Origin of the sequence: Arthrobacter sp. JUb119 (assembly GCF_024807995.1) — a bacterium.
Classification (GTDB): Bacteria; Actinomycetota; Actinomycetes; order Actinomycetales; family Micrococcaceae; genus Glutamicibacter.
Genome location: NZ_JANUFE010000007.1, coordinates 92,401 through 115,930 on the forward strand (window position 1 = coordinate 92,401; position 23,530 = coordinate 115,930).

Genomic DNA, 23,530 nt, shown 5'->3' on the forward strand with positions numbered 1-23,530 from the left:
GAGATGATGAGAAGGTTATGGATACAGCACAGCGCACGGTTTCAGTCACCCGCTTCATCCTGCCCGGAATCCTCGCTGCGGCGGTGGCCTTCCTGGCGGCGGTGTTGTTCACCGGGATCGCCCGGCCGGCGGATTTGGCCGATCCCGGGGCTTTCGTGCGCTGGTCGCTGCCCATCTCCCGGGCCATCCACCATGCCTCGATGTCGCTGAGCATCGCCGCGCTGGTTTTCGGTGCGGCGATCATCCCGCGGGCCGCCAAGGTGACCGGCGATGCCGAAGGCCAGGCCCATCCGGCGTTCGCCCGCACGATGAATATCGCCGCCGGGGCCGCGGTGGTGTGGACCCTGTCCGCGGCCACCGTCATGCTGCTGACCTTCTGGGATTTGGCCGGCATCCCGATGAGCCTGGATCCGCAGTATTCGGCCGCGATCCTGGACTACATCCTGTCGATCACCAGCGGGCGGGCCTGGGCCTGGATGGTGGTGATCGCAGCGATCACCAGTTCGCTGGCCCTGGCCGCGCGCTCCAGGACCACGGTGGGGCTCAGCGCATTCTTCTCGCTGTTCGGCATCCTGCCGCTGGCCTTCATCGGCCACGCGGCCGGGGGAGACGACCACTTCGCCGCGGTGAACTCCATCGGCCTGCACCTGCTGGCCGTGGTGCTCTGGTTTGGCGGCATCATGGTGCTGGCCCTGCTCGCTCCGACGCTGGCCGGCGAAGCGCCGGGACGCAAACGCGGGCAGGTGCTGGCCGGGGTGGTGCTCAAGCGCTATTCCGCGCTGGCCACCTTCGCGGTGTTCCTGATGATCGGCTCGGGCCTGGCTTCGGCGGTGATCCGCATCACCGGCTGGGACCAGTGGCTGACCCCGTACGGCATCCTGGTGATCGTGAAGATCCTGATCACCCTGGGGCTGGGCGCACTGGGCCTGTGGCACCGGCGCATGGTGATCCCGCGGCTGCTGGAGGGCAAGTTCACGGCGCTGCGCGCGGCCTGGCAGGTCGTGGCCGGCGAGGTCATCCTGATGGCTGCGGTGATGTCGGTGGCCACCGTGCTGGCGCGCACCGCTCCGCCGACTTCCGATGAGCCTCCGGTGCAAGCGACCCCGGCCCGCCTGCTCACCGGCTACGATCTGCCGCCGGCCCCGGATACCGCCGCGTGGTTCACCACCTGGCGCATGGACTGGATCTGGGTGGCCGTGTGCCTCTTCGGCCTGGCCGTGTACCTGTGGGCCTTCATCAAGCTGGCCCGCCGCGGCGACAAGCCCAGCGTGCTGCGCCTGGCCAGCTGGATCGTGGGCCTTTTCGCGCTGTTCTACGTGACCAGCGGCGCGGTGGCCGTGTACGGCAAGATCCAGTTCTCCACCCACATGGTCGACCACATGTCGCTGACCATGATCGTGCCGATCTTCCTGGTCCTGGGCACCCCGGTCACGCTGCTGCTCAAGGTGCTGGGATCGCGCGTCGACGGCACCCGCGGCCCGCGCGAATGGATCCTCTACCTGGTGCACTCGCGCTACTCGAAGGTCATCACCCACCCGATTTTCGCTGCGGTGAACTTCGCCGGCTCGATCGTCGTCTTCTACTTCACCCCGTTGCTGGAACCGGCCATGCGCTACCACGCGGGCCACGAGCTGATGAACCTGCACTTCCTGCTCACCGGATACCTGTTCGCGCTGTCGCTGGTGGACGCCGACCCGGTCCCCAAGCGCTACCCGTACCCGATGCGCCTGGTGGTGCTGCTGGCCACCGTCGCCTTCCACGCCTTCTTCGGGGTGGCGCTGATGAGCACCGAAACCCTGCTGGCCCCGGATTACTTCGGGAACATGGGCCGCACGTGGGGCGGCACCGCACTGGAGGACCAGGTGGTGGGTGCCGGGGCGATGTGGGCGATCGGCGAAGTGCCGACCCTGGTCCTGGCCATTTTCGTGGTCATCTCGTGGCTGCGCCAGGACAAGAAGGACACCAAGCGCTACGACCGCCAGGCCGAGCGTGACAACGACGCCGAGCTGGCTGCCTACAACGAAATGTTCGCCCGCTTCAAGCAAGCCGACCGAAGGGACCCACGTGCCTAGCACCAAGAAAATCCTCGCCGCCTCCCTGGCGGTGTGCGCGCTGCTGGCCGCAAGCGCCTGCTCCGCGCAATCCGAAATGCCGCAGGACGAAACGCACAAGATCGCCGTGCAGGGCACCGCGACGCCCAGCGCATCGCAAGAGCCGCAAGAGCCTGCCCAGCCGGAAGAATTGACCACCGCGCAGGTGGCCACCACGGCCGGCGCAGTGATGGCCGCCGAGCTCGGCTTCCCCTCCAGCGCCAAGATCCAGGGCGAGGACCTCGAATCCCTGGCCACGCCGCCCACCGATACGCTCAAGGACCTGGTGGTCCTGCCGTCCCAATGCTCGGCTCCGATCGAGGACTTGAACTGGTCGCCGGTGCAGCTGGGCACCGAGGCGGCGCGCACCGACTTCACCAACGAGAACCAGTCGATCACCGGGTCGGTGGAGGTGGCCAAGCTCGGCGACGGGGCGGCGAAGGTGGCGGCGCACAATGCGAACGTGGCCACCATCCTGGAGGAATGCAAGAGCGTGAAGCTCAACGGGCTGGACTACCGCGAGACCCTGGCATTCTCCGATCCGGGCGTGCAGGATGCCGATTCGGCCCTGTACTACAGCCGTGATGGGCAGTATGCGCAGGATTCGCTGGTGCTGATCAAGAGCACCGGGGAGTATGCGGTGATGGTCTCCTTCCTCTCGGCGACCTCGCTGCAGGATGCCGCCTTCAACCAGGTGGCCACTGGCATCATGGACACCGTGCTCGCGCAGCTGCCCTAGCTCGCCGCCCCGGCAGGGAATAGAAGGCGTGGGCCTGCGGTTACACCAGCAGACCATGAGCGAGTTTCACACTTTTCTCAATGTTGCTTAACACCGTTAGCCCCAGCGGGCCGCGGTGGCAGATAATTGAGGTTCGAATTGCCGCAGCCGCGGCGACAGCGAAAGGATCACCATGAGCACTTCCGAATCCGTCCGCGCCAATTACAAGGTGCGCGCCAGCGAACTGCTGGGCCGCAACTGGCTGAATACCGGCGGCAAGCAACTGGATCTGGACGCATTGCGCGGCAAGATCGTGCTCCTGGACTTCTGGACCTTCTGCTGCATCAACTGCCTGCACGTGCTCGACGAGCTGCGCCCGCTGGAGGAGCAGTACAAGGACGTGCTGGTCACCGTCGGCGTGCACTCCCCGAAGTTCGAGCACGAAGCGGATCCGGATGCGCTGGCCGCCGCCGTGGAGCGCTACGAAATCCACCACCCGGTGCTCGACGACCCGGAATTGGTCACCTGGCAGGCCTACGGTGCCCGCGCCTGGCCTACCCTGGTGGTATTGGATCCCGAAGGCTACATCGTCGCGCATCTGTCCGGCGAGGGCCACGCCCAGGGCCTGGGCTCGCTGGTCGAGGAACTGGTAGCCGAGCACGAAGCCAAGGGCACGCTGCACCGCGGCAACGGTCCGTACGTGGCACCGGCAGCCCGCGAGGGCGACCTGCGCTTCCCGGGCAAGGCGATCGCCCTAGCCAACGGCAACTTCCTGGTGGGCGATTCGGGCCACCACCGCCTGGTCGAACTGGCCGGCGACCTGTCCACCGTGGTGCGCACCATCGGCGCCGGGGTCAAGGGCTATGCCGACGGGGACGCTGCCACCGCGCAGTTCAACGAACTGCAGGGGCTGGCCGCCTTGCCGGCGGAACTGGCCGCCGAAGTCGGCTACGACGTGATCGTCGCCGACACCGTCAACCACCGCCTGCGCTCGGTGAACCTGGCCACCGGCGCCGTGGGCACCCTGGCCGGCAACGGCGTGCAGCGCCTGCTGGATTCGGAGAACGCCCGCCAAGAAGTCCAGCCCACCGAGCTGGGCACCGATGCGCTGAATATTTCGCTCTCGTCCCCATGGGATGTGCTCTACCACCCATCGGGGCAGGTCATCGTCGCGATGGCCGGAACCCACCAGATCTTCGCCTTCGATCCGCGCACCGGCGCCGTGTCGGTCTTCGCCGGCACCGGGCTGGAAGGCCTAACCGATGGCGCGCCGGATGAGGCCTGGTTCGCCCAGTCCTCGGGCCTGGCACTGGATGGCGAAAACGTGTGGATCGCCGACTCGGAAACCAGCGCCCTGCGCTGGATCGAGGTTGAAGAAGGCAAGGCCAAGAGCGTGAACACCGCGGTGGGCACCGGCCTGTTCGACTTCGGCTTCCGCGATGGCGATGCGCAGCAGGCGCGCCTGCAGCACCCGCTGGGCGTGGCCGTGCTGCCGGACCACTCGATTGCCATCGCCGACTCCTACAATGGCGCGGTGCGCCGCTTCGATCCGGCCACCAAGACTGTCTCCACCCTGGCCAAGGGCCTGAAGGAACCGGCCGACGTGCTGGTGGACACCACCGTGGACGGCGATCCGGTGCTGCTGGTCGTGGAGACCAACTCCCACCAGCTGGTGCGCATCCCGATCCCTGCCGAAGCACTGGTGGTCGACCAGGGCGCCAGCCAGACCCAGCGCCCCAAGACCCGGGTGCAGGCCGGCAAGCACGGGATCCTGGTCCGCTTCGCCGCACCCAAGGGGCAGAAGCTCGATGACCGCTGGGGCGATCCGACCCAGCTGAAGATCTCGGCCAGCCCTGAGGAACTGATCCTCGACGGCGCCGGCACCTCGGTGGGCCTGTCCCGCACCCTGGAACTGAACCCGGAGGTGGCCGAGGGCGTGCTGCACATTACCGCCCGCGCGGCGGCCTGCGATGGCGAACCGGGCGGCGAGATTCCCGATCACGCGGCCTGCCACCTGTACCAGCAGGACTGGGGCATCCCGGTGGTGCTGGACGCAGAGGGCGAGGATGAACTGCTCCTTGACCTGCGTGGCGTGAACTAGCCCCGGCCCGAAGCATGCATCAGGCGCACCAGCGATGGTGCGCCTTTTGCGCGCCCGGCGCCGAACGCCCGGGCAGCGCCGCAGCAAGAATCTGAGGAAACCTCAGCATTTTCCTGCCCGGGTGGCTAGACTGGAGGACGGGAGGAGCCGGAGGGATCTGGCGGTAGCTATGGCGTCGAAAATGTTCCGTGCACTGGAAGTACCAAATTACCGGTTGTGGGTGATCGGTGCGCTGGTCTCCAATATCGGAACCTGGATGCAGCGTGTGGCCCAGGACTGGCTGGTGCTCACCGAGCTCACCGACCACGATGCAGTGGCCACCGGCATCACCACCGGCCTGCAGTTCCTGCCCGTGCTGCTGCTGGGCCCCTATGCCGGACTGATCGCCGACCGCTTCGACAAGCGCCGGCTGCTGATCCTCACGCAGAGCTTCATGGGAGTCTGCGCCCTGGTCCTGGGCCTGCTGGTGGTTACCGGCACGGCGCAGCTGTGGCATGTCTACGTGCTGGCCACGATGCTGGGCATCGGCGCCTCCTTCGACGCCCCGGCACGCCAGGCGTTCGTCTCCGAGGTGGTTCCCGGCACCCACCTGGCCAACGCGGTGGCGTTGAACAGCGCCAACTTCAACCTGGCCCGGCTGGCCGGGCCCGGCGTGGCCGGTGCGGTCATCGCGCTGGTGGGCACCGGACCGGCGTTCCTGCTCAACGGCGCCTCATTCCTCGCGGTGATTTTCTCACTGGTGTTCATGCGCAAGGACGCGCTGAACCCCTCTAAGCCGGTCGCGCGCGCCAAGGGGCAGGTGCGGGAGGGCTTGGCCTACGTGAAGAACCGCAAGGACCTGGTGCTGATCTTCTTCCTGGCCGGCGTGATCGGCACCTTCGGGCTGAACTTCCAGATGACCAACGCGCTGATGGCCACCGAGGTCTACGGGGTAGGAGCAGGGGAGTACGGGATCCTGGGCTCGATCATGGCCGTGGGCACCTTTGGCGGGGCGCTGTTCGCCGCCCGGCGTTCGGCTCCGCGCTGGCGCTTCCTGATCGGCGGCGGCGTGTTCTTCGGCATCGCCGGGATTGCCAGTGCGTGGATGCCCAACTACATCGCATTCGCGCTGGTGCTGATCCCGGTGGGACTGGGGTCGCTGACCTTCTTGAACAGCTGCAACACCATGGTGCAGACCTCGGTGCCCCCGGAGTACCGGGCGCGCGTGCTGGCGCTGTACCTGATGGTGGTGATGGGCGGTACGCCCATCGGCTCGCCGCTGATCGGCTGGTTCGCTGAACTGTTCGGGATCCAGATCGCCGTGACCATTGGCGCCGGGTTGTCGCTGGCCGCCAGCTTGGCAGCGCTGGTGGTCTGGCAGAAGTTCAAGACCAACGCGGTGCCGCTGCGCAGCCAGTTCCGCGAACTGCTCGGACGCTAGCCGGCCACCTGTTCGCCGCCGGCCACCGGAACCACGGAAACTTCGGTGGTGCTGGTGGTCAGCTGCGCGGTGAAGGAGTAGTCATCCTTGACGGTCTTCTTGGCCTTGGCGCCGGTGCGCAGATCCTGCTCGGTCAGGGTCAAGGTAGCGGTGGCCTTCAGCGGGGACAGCACCCAGGCGCCGTTGTAGTAGTTCACTTCAATGGTGGGGTACTTCGCGATGGACCAGTCGATGGTTGCCGGGTCCACGCGCGCCGAGGTGCTGTAGGCGAACGGGCATCCGGCAGGCATCAGCACCTGCTCGCTGGCGCACTCGTTGAGGTAGTTCTTCACCTTGGCATTGATGGCAGCGATGAATTCCTTGGTCGGCTCGGTCTTCAGCGCGATCTCCACCGGCTCCTTGGCAGGCTTGGTGACCACCATCCCGCGGGTGTCGGCCGCAAAGTTCTTGGTGCTGAAGCTCGCGTCGAGGATCGAGGGGTAGAACACCGGAAGGGTGCTCACGCCAGCCGATAACGGGATCTTCTGCTCGTTGACCGTGACCTCGTTGACGGTGTTGGCCTTGATCTTCACGCTGGGCAGCGTGCTTGGCTCGAAGGCCCACTTGTCGAACAGCAGCCAGGATTTGCCGGCATGGCGCAGCGTGTAGGTCGATTCCTTGTCCACGCCGTGGGCCTTGTAATGCGCGGTGACGGTGCGCAACTGCTCATCGCCCTCTACCGCCTGGGCCTTGTCGGTGGAGAAATCCGTAATTCCGGCCTGGGTGCGCTTGAGCACGTCCCCATCCAGGGCAACAGCATCGCCCTGCGGGACCTGGGCCTGCATCAGGCCCAGGGCTTCGGCGCCTTCGCCCCTGGCCAGATGCTGCTGCAGTGCCTGCACCTGGTGCTGGGGGGAGAAGAGCGTACGGTTGGCGGCGATCGTTCCGGCAATGACCAGAACGACGACAGCCGCTGCAGCCAATGCCCAGCGAAGAGCCAGGCGGGCAGCGGAGATCGGCGTGGAATTACGAGTGTTCATCAGTAGCTAGGCTATCTGGTTTCCGGGCCCAGACCGAAAACGGCGTGCTGGAAGAGCCAGGTATTACTAACGGCGGCGCTTGCGGTTGCCGAAGAAGCCGCGGATCAGCTCGCGGCCAAGCACCTTGGCGGCGCCCATGGCCATGTCCATCATCGGGTTCTCTTCTTGGCGCGGTTGGCTCTGGCGTGGGGCGCTTTCCCGTCGTGGCTCCTTCGCCGGCTCGGGAGCAGTCGCTGGCGCCGGCGCCGCGGCCCGGGTTTTGGCCTCGAGCATTTCGCGGGCAGAATCACGATCCACTGCGGCGCTGTACTGCGCAGCCAGCGTCGAAGTGCCACGGACCTGGGCCATCACCTCAGGTGAGGCCGGGCCGATGTTGGACCCCGGCGAGGACATCTTGGTCCACGCTACCGGGGTCGGTGCACCTTTCTCGCCCAGCACGGTGACCACAGCCTCGCCGACACCAGCCTGGGTCAGTGCTTCCTGCAGGTCCAGCTCACCGGTTGGGAAGGTCTTGATGATCTGCTTGAGCGCGCTCTGGTCCTTGGCGGTGAACACGCGCACCGCATGCTGGATGCGGTTACCCAGCTGGCCGAGCACCTCATCGGGCAGGTCGGTCGGGGACTGGGTGATGAAGAACAGGCCCACGCCCTTGGAGCGGATCAGGCGCACGGTGTTGATGATCGCATCGGTGAACGCCTTGGTCGCATCCTTGAAGAGCAGGTGGGCCTCGTCGAGGAAGAACACCAGCTTGGGCTTCTCCAGGTCCCCGGCTTCTGGCAGGTCCTCGAACATGTCGGCCAGGAGCCACATGAGGAACGTGGAGAAAAGCATTGGCTGGGAGCTGACCGAGGGCAGTTCCAGGATGTTGATGACGCCCGCGCCGTCGCGCACCTGCAAGAAGTCCGCGGTATCGAACTCCGGCTGCCCGAAGAACTGGTCCAGTCCCTGGGTCTGCATGATCGTGATGCCGCGCAGGATCACCGATGCGGTGGATGAGGAGACGCCGCCCAGGGCGGCCAGCGCCGGGGCTCCGTCGTCGCTGAGCAGGAAGCTGATCACAGCTTTCAGGTCGCTGAGGTCATCCAGCGGCAGCTTATTGGAATCGGCGTAATGGAAGATCAGCTGCAGGCATTCTTCCTGGGTTTCGTTCAGTTCCAGGACACGGGCCAGCAAAATCGGGCCGAAGGCGTCCACGCTGGCGCGTACCGGGACGCCCTGCCCATTGCCACCCAGGCTGAGGAACTCGACCGGGTTGGTGCGCGCAACGAATTCGTGGCCGAGCTCGGCCAGTCGGGCACTGAGCTTCTCCGACGGTTCGGCAGGCTGCGCCAGGCCGCTCAGATCGCCTTTGACATCGGCGAGGAAAACCGGAACCCCGGCCACAGAGAGCTGTTCTGCCATGGTCTGCAAGGTGACGGTCTTGCCGGTGCCGGTGGCACCAGCGATCAGGCCGTGGCGGTTGAGCATTTTCAACGGCAGGCGGACCTGCGCGGTTGGCTCGGCCTTGCCGCTGATCAGTGCAGCCCCGAGCTCCAAGCAATCGGATTCGAAGTTGTAGCCTTCAACGAGGCTGGTCAGCAAAGTATTCGTTTCCTGGGTCATGGCTTCACTCTATTGCTTTTAGAACGGGTGCAACAGACGCTGGACGAAAGTTTGGGTGCGGGGGTTGGCAGGCGTGCCGAGCACCTGGGCCGCCGGACCGGTCTCCACGACCACCCCGCCATCCATGAACACCACGGTGTCGGCCACATTCCGGGCGAAGGCCAGCTCGTGGGTCACCAGCACCATGGACCAGCCCTCCTGGGCCAATTCCTTGATGACCGTGAGCACCTCGCCGACCAGCTCCGGATCCAGTGCGCTGGTGGGTTCGTCGAAGAGCAGCAGATCCGGCTGCTGCATCAGCGCGCGGACAATGCCCACGCGCTGCTGCTGGCCGCCGGACAGGGAGTTCGGGTAGGCGTCGGCCTTGGCTTCAAGGCCCACGCGGGCCAGCAGCTTCTTCGCCTGCGCCAGGACCTGGTCCTTGGGACGCTTTTGCACCTCGATCGGCCCGATGCTCACGTTCTGCAGCACCGTCAGATGGGGGAACAGGTGATGTCCCTGGAACACCATCGCCGAACGCTTGCGCAGGATCTGTGCGGCCTTGGGTTTCATCCCGGCGCTGAAGGAAACTTCCGGCCCGCCGGCGAATCCGACGGTGCCGGCATCGGCGATTTCCAGGCCGTTCAGGCAACGCAGGGCAGTGGTCTTGCCAGAGCCCGACGGGCCAATCAGTGCCAGCACTTCACCGGAATGCACGGTGAAGTCGATGCCCTGGAGCACCTGGTTCTCGCCGAAGGCCTTATGCAGGGCGGTGACGGAGAGCAGGGCGGAATTACTTGGCGACATACTTTTCAAGCCTTCCTTCAACAGAGTTTTGCAGAGCCGAGAGCACCAGGCAGATGACCCAGTAGATGGCTGCGGCCTCGCAATAGAGCAGCAGGAACTCGTAGGTGGAGGCCGTGATTTCCTGGGCCTTGCGGAACATTTCGGTGACCAGGATGGTGGAGGCCAGCGAGGTGTCCTTGACCAGGGAAATGAAGGAGTTCGACAGCGGCGGCACAGCCACCCGGGTGGCCTGCGGCAAGATCAGCCGGTACAGGGTGCGCGTGCGCGACATGCCCAGGGTGTAGCCGGCTTCCCATTGGCCCTGGGGGACCGAGAGGATCGCGGCACGAATGATTTCAGCGGCGTAACCGCCGATGTTCAGGCTGAAGGCGATGATGGCACTAGGCCACGGGTCGATGGTCAGGCCCACCGAAGGCATGCCGTAGAAGATGACGAACAGCTGCACCAGCAGCGGCGTGCCGCGAATGATGGAGATGTAGATCCGGGCAATCGAGGAGATGACCCGGTTCTTGCTGATCCGCATCAGCGCCATCAGCAAGGCGATGACCAGGCCCAAGGCCATGCTGATCAGGGCCAGCGGAATGGTTGCCGTGATCGCCCCGAGGGCTAACGGCCCGAGCGAGTCGAGGAATAACTGCCATTTCGAATCCATGGGCTACCTTTTGCGCAAATGAGACTGGCTCCACGCGTTCTTACGTGTGGAGCCAGTCTACTTATAGTGTTTGCTACTTGCTGACGTCTTCGCCGAAGTACTTCTCGGAGATCTTTGCCAGTTCCCCCTCGGCGCGCAGCTCCTCGAGCGCGGTGTCAATGGCCTGGGCCAGTTCAGTGGAATCCTTGCGCAGGGCTACAGCGGATTCGCTCTTCTCCTCGGATTCGGCAGCGATCTTGATGCTGTCATCCGGGTTGGTCTTCTGCGCATCCAGGAACGTCAGCTTGTCGTTCACGGTGGCATCGACACGGCCCTGCTTGAGCAGGGTGATCGACTGGGCCCAGCCTTCCACCGGCTCGACGTTCGCGCCGGCGGCCTTGGCGGTCTCGTAGAAGTTGCTGGTCAGCGACTGCGCGGTGGTCTTGCCTTCCAACGTCTCGAAAGAGGTGATCTCGCTGTTATCGCTCTTGGTCACCACCACGCCGGTGGAGACGGTGTAAGGCTCGGTGAACAGGTACTTCTCTTCGCGTTCCGGGTTGATCGAGACCTGGTTGGCGATGGCATCAAAACGCCCGGCATCCAGTCCGGCGAAGATCGCGTCCCACTGGGTTTCCTGGAACTTGACCTCGACGCCCATCTTCTCGCCGACGGCTTCGATGACCTCGACGTCGTAGCCGGTCAGCTCGTTGCCCTCGTGGTAGGAGAACGGGCGGTAGGTGCCTTCGGTGCCCACGGTCAGCACGCCCGAATCCTGGACCTTCTTCAAGGTTGCTCCGGTGTCCGGCGAGGGCTTGGCGCCACCGGATTCGCTTGCGGAGGTCGATGGGCCTGCCGAGCCGCAGGCGCTCAGTGACAGGGCGATAATTGCGGCAGTAGCCAGCAGTGGTGCAGTGCGCTTCATGGTGACCTCGCTAGGGGAGTGGATAAAAGCTGTTGTCCTACTGAACACTCTAGTGATGATCGCTTATTCCTGCAGGTGGAAGTTACGCTAAATTCCGAGGACGATCGCCAGCAGCATCATCAGCGGGATCGCGCAGATGGTGGTGACCAGGACCGTGTCCTTCGCGATTACCACCCCGTGGTCATAGCGCATGGCCGTCACGAAAATGTTCTGCGCAGTTGGCAGGCCGGCCATGATGACCGACGCCACCAGCAGCTCGCCACGCAGATTGAATACCCAGTAGGCCAGTGCCCAGGCCAGGAACGGGTGGAGCAGCAGCTTGGCCCCGGCGGCGATCAGCACATCGGCGCGGCGGCCCGACTTCTTTTCCAGCGGCTTGGAACCCACCAGGGAGATGCCGAAAGCCATGAGCATGGCGGGGATCGAGGCGCCGGCGATCAGGTCGATCGGTTCGAGCACGATGGAGGGCAATTCGATGCCGGTCAGCGCGACGGCCAAGCCGAGCAGCGACCCGATGATCATCGGGTTCTTCGCGGTGGCCAGCAGCAAAGCGATCGGGGTGGTGCGGTGCCGCGAGGTGGTGGCATCCAGCATCGCCAGATTGATCGGCTGGTAGAGGGCCAACTGGAAGAGGATGATCGGTGCCGCGTAGGACATGTCGCCGAGCACGTACAACGCGATGGGCAGGCCCAAGTTGGCGGAGTTCACCGTGGAGGCGGACATTGCCGCGATGATGCTTTCCGAGGCCGGGCGCTTGAGCATCCGGGCCGTCGCCAGGTAGTAGAGCACCGCGGTCAGCGCCGCGGACAGGGCGGCAACCCAGAGCAGCGGCCCGAGCACGGAAACCGGATCGGACTCGGCCAAGGTGGTGAACAGCAGGGCGGGGCTGGCCACGAAGAAGGTGACCCGGCTGAGCACATGGCGGCCTTGCTCGCCCAGCACCCCGGTGCGGCCCACCAAGTAGCCGACGAGAATGACAACCCAAATGATGGAGAAGCCTTCGAGGACTCCGGTCATCGTGCTCCTTCGCTGGCTATCAGAAGACCAACAACGCCGGAGCACCATTGGTGCCCCGGCGTTCGCTTGAGCGGGCGACGGGAATCGAACCCGCGTATCGAGCTTGGGAAGCTAGCGCTCTACCATTGAGCTACGCCCGCAGTGCACCGAGCGGCCTATTGACGGCCCGGGCATCAAAAGCATATCCCACGAATCCCGCGCACCGGAAAACGGCACGGAAAATCGTGGCCAAAGTTACGCAATGCCTATTCGGAGGGCTTCTCGTTGAGCAGCTGCTCGCGCAGGATCGCCACCCCATCGGCCGGGACCTCGAAGCTGAGCTCGTCGCCGGGGTTCACTACGAAGCCGGTGTTCTCCAAGGCGCGCACCACGGTGGCGCCCTGGACCTTCACGCCGTAGGGCGCCATGTCGATGTACGAGGAAGGGATGCGCTCCAAGGTGGTGAAGACCGCTACCACGGCCTCGCCGGAAGGGTTGGTCAGCATCATCGGCTGGGCATTCTTGTTCTCGCCGGTGACCTCTTCACGGGAGAGGAAATACACCTCGGCGCTCATGAAAGCGCCGATGACCGAGCCGGACAGCTCAGGTTTGTTGAGCCCGGCCTGCAGCATCATTTCGAAATGCGTCTTGGGCTGTGCCCGCTGCTTGTCCATTGGCGTTTCGATGATCGCATCCGGGACCTGGTCTGGTTCTTGGCCTTCAGCGGCGGCGGAGGTGTTCTCGTTGCTCATGTACTACAGCATGTCGCGATAAACCCCCAGGTGCAAACGCCGAATGCGGTTAATTCGGGGTAAAGGCCTAAAATGGCAGATGAGCACACACGATTGAATCAAGGACTGAGCATGCCTGAATTCCGTTACGAGGATCTTCTGCCAATTGGCGAAGATACCACCCCGTACCGCAAGATTTCCTCCGAAGGTGTCGAAGTTGTCGCCGGCCCGGATGGAAAGAACTTCCTGAAGGTCGCGCCGCAGGCACTGGAGCAGCTGGCCGAGACCGCGCTGCACGACATCTCGCACTACCTTCGCCCGGCCCACCTGCAGCAGCTGCGCAATATCCTCGACGACGAGGATGCCAGCCCGAACGACAAGTTCGTCGCCCTGGACCTGCTGAAGAACGCCAACATCGCCGCCGGCGGCATCCTGCCGATGTGCCAGGACACCGGTACCGCGATCGTCATGGGCAAGCGCGGCCAGCGCGTGCTGACCGAAGAGCAGGACGAGATCTCGCTCTCGCGCGGCATCTACAACGCCTACACCCGCCTGAACCTGCGCTACTCGCAGCTGGCTCCGATCACCACCTGGGAAGAGAAGGCCACCGGCAACAACCTCCCGGCGCAGATCGACCTCTACGCGAACACCAAGGACGGCGCTGACACCAGCTACAAGTTCCTGTTCATGGCCAAGGGCGGCGGATCGGCCAACAAGTCCTTCCTGTACCAGGAGACCAAGGCGATCCTCAACGAGAACTCGATGCTGAAGTTCCTCGATGAGAAGCTGCGTTCGCTGGGCACCGCCGCGTGCCCTCCGTACCACCTGTCCATCGTCATCGGCGGCACCTCGGCCGAGATGGCGTTGAAGACCGCGAAGTACGGTTCGGCCAAGTACCTGGATTCGCTGCCGACCGAAGGCGCGATGACCGGCCGCGGCTTCCGCGACACCGAGCTGGAAGACAAGGTCCTTGAGCTGACCCGCCACTTCGGCATTGGCGCGCAGTTCGGCGGCAAGTACTTCTGCCACGATGTGCGCGTGGTGCGCCTGCCTCGCCACGGCGCCTCGCTGCCGGTGGCCATCGCAGTATCCTGCTCGGCTGACCGCCAGATGCTGGCCAAGGTCACCGAAGAGGGACTGTTCGTCGAGCAGCTGGAAACCGATCCAGCCCGCTTCATGCCGGCGGAGGACCACCCGGCCCTGGCCGCGCACGACGACGAGACCGATGGCGTCACCGGCACCGGTGGCTCTTCGGTGGTCAAGATCGACCTGAACAAGCCGATGAGCGAAATCCTGGCCGAGCTGACCAAGTTCCCGGTCAAGACGCGCTTGTCGCTGTCCGGTCCATTGGTTGTGGCCCGCGATATCGCACACGCCAAGGTCAAGGAACGCCTGGATGCTGGCGAGGAAATGCCGCAGTACCTCAAGGACCACCCGGTCTACTACGCAGGTCCTGCCAAGACCCCAGAAGGCATGCCTTCGGGTTCCTTCGGCCCAACCACCGCAGGCCGCATGGACTCCTACGTGGACCAGTTCCAGGCTGCCGGCGGCTCGATGGTCATGCTGGCCAAGGGCAACCGCTCCAAGCAGGTCACCGACGCATGCAACACCCACGGCGGCTTCTACCTGGGCTCCATCGGCGGCCCGGCGGCACGTCTGGCCCAGGATTGCATCAAGAAGGTCGAGGTGCTCGAATACGAGGAACTGGGCATGGAAGCGATCTGGAAGATCGAGGTCGAGGACTTCCCGGCCTTCATCGTTGTCGATGACAAGGGCGAGGACTTCTTCGCCGAGACCTTGAAGCCGACCTTCACCGGCATTCCGGTGCGCGCGAAGTAATTCTCCAGCGCTCTGGGCAGGAACCACCTGCCATGAACTGCTCCCCAAAAGTTGGACTGTAGAAGCCAGCAACTTTTGGGGAGCATTTTCATGCCGTCCGGCGGCACGCAACCTGGAAAACCGTTCCCGGGATTGCATGCCGGTGCGGAGGGCAGATTCCAGGATGCTCCCGCAGAGGGGCAGGGTGCTGACGAGGCTACTTCGTGTGAACTTGCTGCTTCGCGTCCCGGGCACTAGATAATATTGGACGCTAGTACTGGATGCTCCACTGCACCATGATTCGGGCACTGCCCAACGCCCAGCGGATTGCGGGCAGAGCCGCGAAATGGCGACTCGCAGCGGCAATTTTCGTGGTTCCGGCGGTTCTGGTGGACCTGGCAGCGGCCTGTTCCAGACCGGGCTACTGGGTGAAGCCGAAGCCCCAGTCGCGGTACGGCGGAAGGAAACGCAGGACCATCAAGTCCTCGTCCACGACAACATCTTCGCCGGCCTTCTTGGATTTTTCGTGCGGCTCTTCGTCTTTGGCTTTCGCGGGTTCTTTCTCGATAGCTGCCTTTGCTTCGCTTTGCTCGGCATCCGCTATCGAGGCGGCCAGCATCTGGTGGTACTCTTCGAACGTTTCCGCTCCGGAAGCAAGCATCGCTTCGGCATGCTCGACGCCGACATAGCGCACATGCCACGGCTCGTACTTGTAGCCGGTGATCTCTTCCTTGCCCTGGGGGTAGCGGATGATCAGGCCGTATTCTGCCGCGTGCTCGGCAATCCACAGGCCAGCCGGGGTCTGGCCGAATTCTGCTTTCAATTCGGCGCGGCTATCGGTGTAGCCCAGGTCTGCCGCCAAACCGAGCTGGTGCTCGCTGGTTCCGGGGCGCGCAGAAATCCGTTCGGCATAAGCGGTGCCGTACTTGGCTTGGTACTGGTTGAACAAGACCGCCTGGCGCTGGTATGAACGGTATGCGCTCAGCAGCTTGATCGAATGGCCGGCAGCGCGCGCATCAGCAATGAACGCTTCAATGGCCTCTGCCGCCTCGGGACGCAGGGTCATCGAGCTGCCGGCAACACCAACTAGCTTGCCGGGAACGTAGTCCTCCGGCGAAAGCTTCGTGGTGGGGTTGATCAAGGCCAAGGGGCTCGATGCCTTCGACAGCTGCGAGCTCTCGACGGCAGGCAGATCCTCGGCCGGCGCAGCGAGTGCGGCGGTGCCGGAGAGCAGCAATGCCGATGCGAGTACGGTGCCAGTCAGCGCGGAGGCTAGGCGCATGTTGAATAAACCCTTGCGTTGCGGAGCGATGATGGGAAATCCCAGCTTAACGATAGCTGGAAACGCTGGGTAATTGGTGGGAAATCTGCGACCAGCTGGTGAACAGGATGCGGCCAGTGATCTCGACTCACTGTACATAATTGGCCTAATAGTTCGGCTGCCGGGGAAAGTCAGGATAAATTTATACGCGTGTTGTATTCAGATGGTGACATTCGTCGAGAAATAGCGTCCGGTGAGATTGGGCTAGAGCCCTTTGACCCGCAGATGGTCCAGCCCGCATCCGTGGATGTTCGACTTGACCGGTTCTTCCGGCTTTTCGATAACCACAAGTATGCGCACATCGATCCTTCGGTGGAGCAAGATGAACTGACGCGCCTGGTCGAGGTCGACCCCGATGAGCCATTCATCCTGCACCCGGGCGAATTCGTGCTCGGCTCGACCTACGAAGTGGTGACCTTGGGCCACGGCGTGGCCGCGCGGCTGGAAGGCAAGAGCTCCTTGGGCCGCCTTGGCCTGCTGACCCACTCCACCGCAGGGTTCATTGATCCAGGGTTCTCCGGCCACGTGACCTTGGAACTGTCCAACATGGCTACTTTGCCCATTAAGCTGTGGCCGGGATCGAAGATCGGCCAGCTGTGCTTCTTCAAGCTGACGTCGGACACCGAGCATCCATACGGTTCGGGACCCTACGGCAACCGCTACCAGGGCCAGCGTGGCCCCACGGCTTCGCGCAGCCACCTGAACTTCCACCGGACCATCATCGAGAACTAAGCGGCAGTACCGCTCAGGATCCCGCAAACGGCGCTGGCCCCCAACATTTGTTGGGGGCCAGCGCCGTTTGCGGCTGGAAGCTACGCGGTGACCTTCTTGGGCGACCGGATTGGCAGGAGCAGGAGCAGGCCGAGCGCCAAGACCACCAGGATGCCCAGGATGCCGTAACGCTGGGCTTGGCCGGATGCCACCAGCGGGGTAGCGATGGCGATGGCTCCGGCAAACAACGCCGGTGCCAGGAAGGACACGGCGCGACCGGTGGTCGCGTACAACCCGAAGAGCTCTCCTTCGCGTCCTTCGGGAATCAAGCGCGAGAGGTAGGAGCGGGAAGCTGCCTGTGCCGGTCCGACGAACAAGCACAGCAGCAGGCCGAAGATCCAGAAGCCCGCGGCTTCGGGGGAGAAGAAGACTCCGGCGCCGGCAACCAGCAGGCCGATCAGCGAACCGACAATGACCGCCTTCGGGCCTGCCAAGTCATCGATGCGGCCGCCAAGCACCGCGCCAAGGGCCGCAACGACGTTGCCGACGATCGCGAAGATGATCACTTCGGTCAATTCGAAACCGAAGGTGCCCGCGGCAATGACGCCGCCGAAGGTGAAGATGGCGGCTAGCCCGTCGCGGAAGACGGCGGAGGAGCAGAGGAAGAAGAGCAGGTTGCGGTCGCTGCGCCACAGTTCCCTGATGTTGTTGAACAGCACCTTGTAGGTAAGCATCAGCGGGATTTTCTTCGAGGTGCTCGGTGGCGCTTCGGGGATCACGAAGAACAGCGGCAGCGCGAAGAGCAAGCACCAAACGGCAGAGAACACTGCCACCCAGCGCAAGTTCAACGATTCTTCGGTGCTGGCACCTGGCCAGTCCACGATTGGCTGCACGAACAGGAAGAGCACCAGGGCGAGGGCGAGGATTCCGCCGACGTAGCCCATGCCCCAGCCGAAACCGGAGACCTTGCCGACCGTTGCCTTGGTGGAAATCTGGTTCAGCACCGCGTTGTAGTTCACGCCGGCGAATTCGCCGAAGACCGACATGGCCGCGACGAGGATCGCGCCGAACCAGAGGTAGGAAGGGTCGGGGTAGACGAAGAAGCAGGCCGCGCAGATGGCGACGAGAACCAGGGTGTTGACCACGATCCACAGCTTGCGCCGCCCGGCAACATCGGCGCGAAGCCCGGTGACGGGCACCAGCAGGGCGATGGCCAGTCCGCCGATGGCCAGTGCCTGCGAGAGGACCAGCGACGCATGGTCGGTGTCGCCGAATAGCTCGCTGGTGAGATAGACGGTGAACACGAAAGTGATCATGACAGCGTTGATCGCGGCTTGTCCCCAATCCCAGCTGGCCCACGCCCAGGTGTACTTATTAAGCCACTTTTCACGAATCGCCGACGGTTCGACCTGATTGATTCCCATGCTGGCATCGTACCTGCAACAGGTAATCAGGCGATGAATAGGAACGACCTTTTGGAGAATAGCGGCTAGCTTGGAAAATCAGCTGGTCGCGGAAAACGCAGGGAATATTCCTTAAAGCGCACATTCGTGCGATTGCAGGCAGGCCACGGCTGATAAAATTACAGATGCAGGCGCTTTTCGAAGTGCTCTGGATACTCTGCCCACCACCAGCCGACAGAGGAAAAGCGTGCTAATAATTCTCACTGCGCTGTTTGCCACCGCTGTTTTATGCCCATTAATATTCCGGGCCTTGAAACGAAACGGTTTTTACGTTGTGGCGGCCGTGCCCGCAGTGGGATTCATCTGGTTGCTGACCCGCATGCCGGCGGTGCTTTCTGCCGATAATTCCCTGGCCAATGGTGCGCCAAATGCGCCGCCATCGGTTCAAATGGAATGGATTCCCGGGCTGAATATCGCCCTGAATTTCCGCATGGATTCTTTGGCCGCGACAATCTTGCTGCTGATCCTCGGCGTGGGCGCGCTGGTGCTGTTCTATTGCGCCCGCTATTTCAAGAATGATGATCCGCAGATCGGCAGCTTCGCGGCGAAGATGGTCGCTTTCGCCGGAGCCATGACCGGCTTGGTCACGGCCGATGACATCATCATCATGTTCATCTTCTGGGAAATCACCAGCGTGCTTTCCTACCTGCTCATCGGTTTCAGCCAGGCCCTGATCACCGCGCGCCGTTCAGCCATGAACGCCCTGATCATCACGACCCTTGGCGGACTGGTGATGCTCGCCGGCATCTTGATGCTCGGCGCGGCGGCCGGCAGCTACCAGCTCTCGGAGATCATGGCATCGGCCGATGAACTGGTGGCCTTTGGGGCCTTCACCGATGTTGCGGTGGCGCTGATTATTGTCGGGGCGATCTCCAAATCGGCCCTGGTGCCTTTCCACTTCTGGCTGCCCGGTGCGATGGCCGCTCCGACTCCGGTGTCCGCGTACCTGCACGCGGCAGCCATGGTCAAGGCCGGCGTCTACCTGATCGCCCGCCTGGCCCCGGGCTTCGCCGAGACCACCCTGTGGGTCCCCATGACCGTAGGCATCGGTATTCTCACCATGCTCATCGGCGGCTACCGGGCGCTCAAGCAATACGACCTGAAGCTGATCCTGGCCTTCGGCACGGTCTCGCAGCTGGGCTTCATCATCGCGGTCTTCGGCTTCGGCACCCCCGAAGCGGCTTTTGCCGCACTGGCCATGACGCTGGCCCACGGCCTGTTCAAGGCGACGCTGTTCCTGAGCGTGGGCATCATCGACCACAACACCGGTACCCGCGATATCCGCAAGCTCAGCGGCTTGCGCCGTGCCATGCCGATACTGGCCACGACCACCGGCATCGCCGCGGCGTCCATGGCCGGCGTGCCGCTGCTGTTCGGCTTCGTTGCCAAGGAAGCGGTCTACGAATCGGCCCTGCACCTGGAAACCGGGTGGGGAATGGCCGCGCTCATCGGCATCCTGATGGGTGCGGCGCTGACCATGGCCTACTCGCTGCGCTTCTTCTTCGGGGCTTTCGGCGTGAAGAAAAAGAAGTTGCCTGCATTGCAGTGCAAGGCCCCGACACTGATCTTCCTGGCGCCCTTGCTGGTTCTTTCGGCGGCGACGCTGTTCCTGGGCCTGTACCCGCAGCTGGTGGAGCCGCTGGCCATCCACTGGTCGGCCGCGCAGGGCGGACCGGGCAAAATGCACCTGCTGCCATTTGCCGGCTTCAACGCGGCACTGGGGCTGAGCGCCATATCGGTGGGCCTGGGCCTGTGCTTCTTCTGGCTGCGTCACCGCACCGACACCGGGGCACCGCTGCGCCGCATGGTCACCTCGGCCGAGGAAATCTACCGCATGTCGGTGAACGTGCTGGACAAGGTGGCCATCTGGATCACCGGTCGCACCCAGCGTGGTTCGCTCTCCTTCTACCTGGGCGTCATCCTGGTCGTGGTGCTGGTGATTCCGCTGGCCATCGCGCTGACCGTCTACACCCCGTGGCCAACGAACTGGATCATCGCCGACCACCCGGCCCAGCTGCTGATCGGTGCGGTGATCATCGCCGGTGCGGTGGTCTCCATTACCGCGCCGAAGCGTTTCATGGCGGTGCTGATGGTTTCGGTGACCGGCTACGGCATGGTCGCGATCTTCGCCCTGCAAGGCGCCCCGGACCTGGCGCTGACCCAGCTGCTGGTGGAAACCATCGTGCTGGTTTCCTTCGTGCTCGCCTTGCGCGCCCTGCCCAAGCGACTGTGGGTGGGCCTGACCCGGATCAAGTGGGGCCGGGCCATCCTGTCGATCGCCTTGGCCGTGATGGTCGTCTACATTGCCATCGCGATGATGGCCGCCCGCAACGAGGCCCGCATTTCCCTGGCTTGGCCGGATCTGGCCTACTACGAGGGCTACGGCAAGAACATCGTCAACGTGGCCCTGGTGGACCTGCGCGTGTGGGATACCTTCGGCGAGATCACCGTGCTGGCAGCGGCTGCCACCGGTGTGGCTTCGCTGATCTTCGCCGGGCGCAGCTTCGGCAACCGGGTGCGGGCCCACCAGGTGGCACCGGGCAGCATCGACGCGGGTTCCGAAGCCATGGGCAGCAAGGACTCCAAGGAAACCGAGCTGCGCATTGCCCGCCGCTTTGCCTCCAGCTCCAACCAGGACTGGTTGATGGCTGGCAGCACCCTGGTCGCCGAGCGCCGCTCGATCATCTTTGAAGTGGTCACCCGGCTGATTTTCCACACGGTGCTGATCATGTCGGTGTACACGCTGCTGACCGGGCACAATACCCCGGGCGGCGGCTTCGCTGGCGGGCTGATCGCCGGCTTGGCGCTGACCATCCGCTACCTGGCCGGCGGCCGCGTGGAACTTTCCGAGTCGATGCGCATTGCTCCGGGCATGCTGATCGGCGGCGGCATAGCGCTAGCCGGATTGGCGGGCATCGTGCCGCTGCTGCTGGGTGATGGCATCTTCACCACCTACGCCCTGGAATTCTGGTTCTTCGGCGAGCACAAGTTCGTTTCCTCAACGATTTTCGACATTGGAGTGTATCTGGTGGTCCTTGGCCTCGTGCAGGACGTGCTGCGTTCTTTGGGCAGTGAGATTGATTCGCTCTCTGAGGGCCGCAGCCCGGTGGAGCGCCACGACGAGATCCAGGCCTCCCGGACTGGAGTTGGCCGATGAGCGTGAACATCACTTTCCTCGTAGTCACCGGCGTGCTGCTGGCGGCCGGCTTCTACCTGGTGCTCGAACGCACCCTGACCCGGGTGCTGCTGGGCATCATGCTGCTGGGCAACGGCATCAACCTGCTGATCCTCACCAGCGGCGGGCGCAAGGGCGCGGCGCCGTTGTTCAAGCCGGATGCGGCGGCCGACTCGTACTCGGACCCGCTGCCGCAGGCGCTGATCCTCACCGCCATTGTGATCACCTTCGCGGTGACCGCCTTCCTGCTGGCGATGATCTACCGGTCCTGGACCTTGACCAGCGCTGATGAGCTCACCGATGACACCGAAGATATCAAGGTGTCCCAGAAGACCGCCTACGACGAGGAAGAAGACTCGCCAGTGGCTGAGGATACGACCGAATTCGTTGATGAAGAAGGACGCCCAGTGCGCGAGGGGGAAGAGTGAATTTCCTGGATCTAGCCCCTTTGGCCGTGGTGCTGCCGATCTTCGGCGCCGGGGCAGCCTTCCTGGTCCGCCGCCAGGTCCGCCTGCAGCGCCTGATCACCATCGGCATCCTGTGCCTGACCCTGGTGCTCGAAGCGGGAATGCTCGCCGCCGTATGGGGCGGGGAAAGCTATGCCATCCATATTGGCGGCTGGGAGTCGCCCTTCGGCATCGCCCTGATGGTCGACGGGTTCAGCGCCTTCATGCTGCTGGTCTCCACCGTCGTCTCGCTGGCTGTGCTGCTCTTCGCCACCAGCCAGGGCCTGGCCGACGGGGACGAGCCCGGACCGGTGTCGATATTCCACCCGGCGTACCTGATCCTGCTGGCCGGAGTGTCCAACGCCTTCCTGGCCGCTGACCTTTTCAACTTGTACGTCGGATTCGAAATCCTGCTCACCGCCAGCTACGTGCTGCTGACCTTGGGCGGTACCGCCGAGCGCATCCGCGCCGGTACCACCTATGTGGTGGTTTCCGTGGTTTCCTCGGTGATCTTCCTGATGGCCATCGCGATGACCTATGCGGCCACCGGCACGGTGAACATGGCTGACCTTGCGGTGAAGCTGCCCGAGCTGGGCCAGGGCCCGCAGCTGATCTTGCATGTGCTGCTGCTGATCGCTTTCGGCATCAAGGCCGCGGTCTTCCCGCTGTCCCTGTGGCTGCCGGACTCCTACCCGACCGCACCGGCCCCGGTGACCGCCGTGTTCGCCGGGTTGCTGACCAAGGTGGGCGTCTACGCGATCGTCCGCACCGAAACCCTGCTCTTCCCGGGCGGCTCGGTCAACGCCGGACTGCTGGTGGTGGCCGCGCTGACCATGGTCATCGGTATCCTCGGTGCGCTGGCGCAGACGGACTTCAAGCGCATGCTTTCCTTCACGCTCACCAGCCACATCGGCTACCTGATCTTCGGCGTGGCCGTGGGCGGGCCGCTGGCCATCGCCGCGACCATCTACTACGTGGGCCACCACATCATCGTGCAGACTTCGCTGTTCATGGTGGCGGGACTGATCGAACGCCGTGCCGGTAGCTCGAATGTCACCCGGCTCGGCTCGCTGGCCAAGCTCTCCCCGGCATTGGCCCTGCTCTTCTTCATCCCGGCCATCAATCTGGGCGGCATCCCGCCGTTCTCCGGATTCCTGGGCAAATTCGGGCTATTGCATGCGGCCGCGCAGGATGCCGATCCGCTGACCTGGGTCGTGATCGGCGCCGGATTGCTGACCAGCCTGCTGACCTTGATGGCGATCATCCGCGTGTGGGCCCGTGTGTTCTGGCGCCGTGCCGCTGATGCCGAGGTGCCCAACCAGGACCTGGTGGCCGAAGCGACGCAGGTCGCCGACGAGACGTTGGCCGGCGGCGCGCAGAACCCCCGCTTGGGGTTGAAACTGGCCAAGCAGCTGGAAGCCGACTCCTTGCCGTGGGGCATGCGCTACGCCACCGGTTCGCTGGTGCTTGCGGGCATCGCCCTGACCGTCTTTGCCGGGCCGATCTTCGAATTCTGCCAGCGGGTGGCTGCGGAACTGATCGCCCGCGAACCGTATATCAGCTCGATCTTGCCATTCTGA

General features: G+C 64.0%; 18 protein-coding genes and 1 tRNA gene. 9 read left to right on the top strand and 10 right to left on the bottom strand.

What is annotated here, in order from left to right; genetic code table 11:
* Positions 1-17 precede the first annotated feature (17 nt).
* The 4 genes from M2368_RS16455 to M2368_RS16470 all read left to right on the top strand — a co-directional run bounded on the left by M2368_RS16455 (position 18) and on the right by M2368_RS16470 (position 6,329).
* Positions 18-2,072 carry a bifunctional copper resistance protein CopD/cytochrome c oxidase assembly protein gene (locus M2368_RS16455; RefSeq protein WP_105657032.1) on the top strand — a complete coding sequence of 685 codons (2,055 nt, stop codon included), beginning with the start codon at positions 18-20 and terminating at the stop codon, positions 2,070-2,072.
* Positions 2,065-2,829: a hypothetical protein gene (locus M2368_RS16460; protein WP_402695816.1), complete on the top strand. Its 765-nt coding sequence runs from the start codon at positions 2,065-2,067 to the stop codon at positions 2,827-2,829. The genes M2368_RS16455 and M2368_RS16460 overlap by 8 nt, the downstream gene beginning before the upstream one ends.
* A 172-nt stretch (positions 2,830-3,001) precedes the next feature.
* Positions 3,002-4,909, top strand: a complete 1,908-nt coding sequence (locus M2368_RS16465; RefSeq protein WP_332727289.1) for an NHL domain-containing thioredoxin family protein — start codon at positions 3,002-3,004, stop codon at positions 4,907-4,909.
* 181 nt (positions 4,910-5,090) lie between these two features.
* On the top strand, positions 5,091-6,329 hold the full coding sequence (locus M2368_RS16470) for an MFS transporter (protein ID WP_332594843.1): 1,239 nt from the start codon (positions 5,091-5,093) through the stop codon (positions 6,327-6,329).
* Here the strand turns inward: M2368_RS16470 and M2368_RS16475 are convergent.
* The 8 genes from M2368_RS16475 to M2368_RS16510 form a co-directional block, all read right to left on the bottom strand.
* Entirely contained in the window at positions 6,326-7,348 is a 1,023-nt protein-coding gene (locus M2368_RS16475) for a zinc ribbon domain-containing protein (RefSeq protein WP_133833547.1), read from the bottom strand. The genes M2368_RS16470 and M2368_RS16475 overlap by 4 nt on opposite strands.
* Positions 7,349-7,414: 66 nt before the next feature.
* Entirely contained in the window at positions 7,415-8,950 is a 1,536-nt protein-coding gene (locus M2368_RS16480) for a helicase HerA-like domain-containing protein (protein ID WP_402695821.1), read from the bottom strand.
* An 18-nt stretch (positions 8,951-8,968) separates the two neighbouring features.
* A complete protein-coding gene (locus tag M2368_RS16485) occupies positions 8,969-9,736 on the bottom strand; it encodes an amino acid ABC transporter ATP-binding protein (protein WP_332730603.1) in 768 nt (255 codons plus the stop codon).
* Positions 9,723-10,388, bottom strand: a complete 666-nt coding sequence (locus M2368_RS16490; RefSeq protein WP_105657025.1) for an amino acid ABC transporter permease — start codon at positions 10,386-10,388, stop codon at positions 9,723-9,725. Before M2368_RS16490 ends, M2368_RS16485 begins: the two co-directional genes overlap by 14 nt.
* A gap of 73 nt (positions 10,389-10,461) precedes the next feature.
* Entirely contained in the window at positions 10,462-11,289 is an 828-nt protein-coding gene (locus M2368_RS16495) for an amino acid ABC transporter substrate-binding protein (protein ID WP_332594840.1), read from the bottom strand.
* Positions 11,290-11,376: 87 nt separating this feature from the next.
* Positions 11,377-12,306 (bottom strand): AEC family transporter, encoded by a 930-nt coding sequence (locus tag M2368_RS16500; protein WP_133833550.1) that lies wholly within the window; start codon positions 12,304-12,306, stop codon positions 11,377-11,379.
* A gap of 69 nt (positions 12,307-12,375) precedes the next feature.
* Positions 12,376-12,446: transfer RNA gene (locus tag M2368_RS16505), tRNA-Gly, on the bottom strand.
* Between the two features lie 105 nt (positions 12,447-12,551).
* Positions 12,552-13,037 (bottom strand): SseB family protein, encoded by a 486-nt coding sequence (locus M2368_RS16510; protein ID WP_105662527.1) that lies wholly within the window; start codon positions 13,035-13,037, stop codon positions 12,552-12,554.
* Between the two features lie 111 nt (positions 13,038-13,148).
* On the opposite strand from M2368_RS16510, the gene M2368_RS16515 reads away from it, so the two are divergent.
* Positions 13,149-14,855: a fumarate hydratase gene (locus M2368_RS16515; protein WP_332485900.1), complete on the top strand. Its 1,707-nt coding sequence runs from the start codon at positions 13,149-13,151 to the stop codon at positions 14,853-14,855.
* A 400-nt stretch (positions 14,856-15,255) separates the two neighbouring features.
* Here M2368_RS16515 and M2368_RS16520 read toward each other — a convergent pair whose 3' ends face one another.
* Positions 15,256-16,116, bottom strand: a complete 861-nt coding sequence (locus M2368_RS16520; RefSeq protein ID WP_332503908.1) for a M15 family metallopeptidase — start codon at positions 16,114-16,116, stop codon at positions 15,256-15,258.
* Between the two features lie 189 nt (positions 16,117-16,305).
* Here M2368_RS16520 and dcd point away from each other — a divergent pair, with 189 nt between their 5' ends.
* On the top strand, positions 16,306-16,887 hold the full coding sequence (gene dcd / locus M2368_RS16525; RefSeq protein ID WP_013349886.1) for a dCTP deaminase: 582 nt from the start codon (positions 16,306-16,308) through the stop codon (positions 16,885-16,887).
* A gap of 80 nt (positions 16,888-16,967) precedes the next feature.
* Here dcd and M2368_RS16530 read toward each other — a convergent pair whose 3' ends face one another.
* Positions 16,968-18,290 (bottom strand): MFS transporter, encoded by a 1,323-nt coding sequence (locus M2368_RS16530; RefSeq protein WP_402695824.1) that lies wholly within the window; start codon positions 18,288-18,290, stop codon positions 16,968-16,970.
* A 226-nt stretch (positions 18,291-18,516) separates the two neighbouring features.
* On the opposite strand from M2368_RS16530, the gene M2368_RS16535 reads away from it, so the two are divergent.
* Genes M2368_RS16535 through M2368_RS16545 form a run of 3 tightly spaced genes read left to right on the top strand, consistent with a single transcriptional unit; the run spans position 18,517 to position 23,530 of the window.
* Positions 18,517-21,486, top strand: coding sequence for a Na+/H+ antiporter subunit A (locus M2368_RS16535; RefSeq protein ID WP_498724744.1), 2,970 nt, complete (start codon positions 18,517-18,519; stop codon positions 21,484-21,486).
* The gene (locus M2368_RS16540) at positions 21,483-21,932 is read left to right on the top strand and encodes a Na(+)/H(+) antiporter subunit C (protein WP_105657017.1); all 450 of its coding nucleotides are present in this window, start codon (positions 21,483-21,485) and stop codon (positions 21,930-21,932) included. The genes M2368_RS16535 and M2368_RS16540 overlap by 4 nt, the downstream gene beginning before the upstream one ends.
* Complete coding sequence (locus M2368_RS16545; RefSeq protein WP_133833554.1) at positions 21,929-23,530, top strand: Na+/H+ antiporter subunit D; 1,602 nt, start codon at positions 21,929-21,931, stop codon at positions 23,528-23,530. The genes M2368_RS16540 and M2368_RS16545 overlap by 4 nt, the downstream gene beginning before the upstream one ends.

Excerpts from the sequence above, each read along its gene's own strand:
- M2368_RS16510 (WP_105662527.1), bottom strand. The coding sequence starts at position 13,037 with ATGAGCAACGAGAACACCTCCGCCGCCGCTGAAGGCCAAGAACCAGAC.
- M2368_RS16470 (WP_332594843.1), top strand. The coding sequence starts at position 5,091 with ATGTTCCGTGCACTGGAAGTACCAAATTACCGGTTGTGGGTGATCGGT.
- M2368_RS16530 (WP_402695824.1), bottom strand. The coding sequence starts at position 18,290 with ATGGGAATCAATCAGGTCGAACCGTCGGCGATTCGTGAAAAGTGGCTT.
- M2368_RS16465 (WP_332727289.1), top strand. The coding sequence starts at position 3,002 with ATGAGCACTTCCGAATCCGTCCGCGCCAATTACAAGGTGCGCGCCAGC.
- M2368_RS16485 (WP_332730603.1), bottom strand. The coding sequence starts at position 9,736 with ATGTCGCCAAGTAATTCCGCCCTGCTCTCCGTCACCGCCCTGCATAAG.
- M2368_RS16480 (WP_402695821.1), bottom strand. The coding sequence starts at position 8,950 with ATGACCCAGGAAACGAATACTTTGCTGACCAGCCTCGTTGAAGGCTAC.
- M2368_RS16540 (WP_105657017.1), top strand. The coding sequence starts at position 21,483 with ATGAGCGTGAACATCACTTTCCTCGTAGTCACCGGCGTGCTGCTGGCG.
- M2368_RS16515 (WP_332485900.1), top strand. The coding sequence starts at position 13,149 with ATGCCTGAATTCCGTTACGAGGATCTTCTGCCAATTGGCGAAGATACC.
- M2368_RS16495 (WP_332594840.1), bottom strand. The coding sequence starts at position 11,289 with ATGAAGCGCACTGCACCACTGCTGGCTACTGCCGCAATTATCGCCCTG.
- M2368_RS16455 (WP_105657032.1), top strand. The coding sequence starts at position 18 with ATGGATACAGCACAGCGCACGGTTTCAGTCACCCGCTTCATCCTGCCC.
- M2368_RS16475 (WP_133833547.1), bottom strand. The coding sequence starts at position 7,348 with ATGAACACTCGTAATTCCACGCCGATCTCCGCTGCCCGCCTGGCTCTT.
- M2368_RS16520 (WP_332503908.1), bottom strand. The coding sequence starts at position 16,116 with ATGCGCCTAGCCTCCGCGCTGACTGGCACCGTACTCGCATCGGCATTG.
- M2368_RS16490 (WP_105657025.1), bottom strand. The coding sequence starts at position 10,388 with ATGGATTCGAAATGGCAGTTATTCCTCGACTCGCTCGGGCCGTTAGCC.
- M2368_RS16500 (WP_133833550.1), bottom strand. The coding sequence starts at position 12,306 with ATGACCGGAGTCCTCGAAGGCTTCTCCATCATTTGGGTTGTCATTCTC.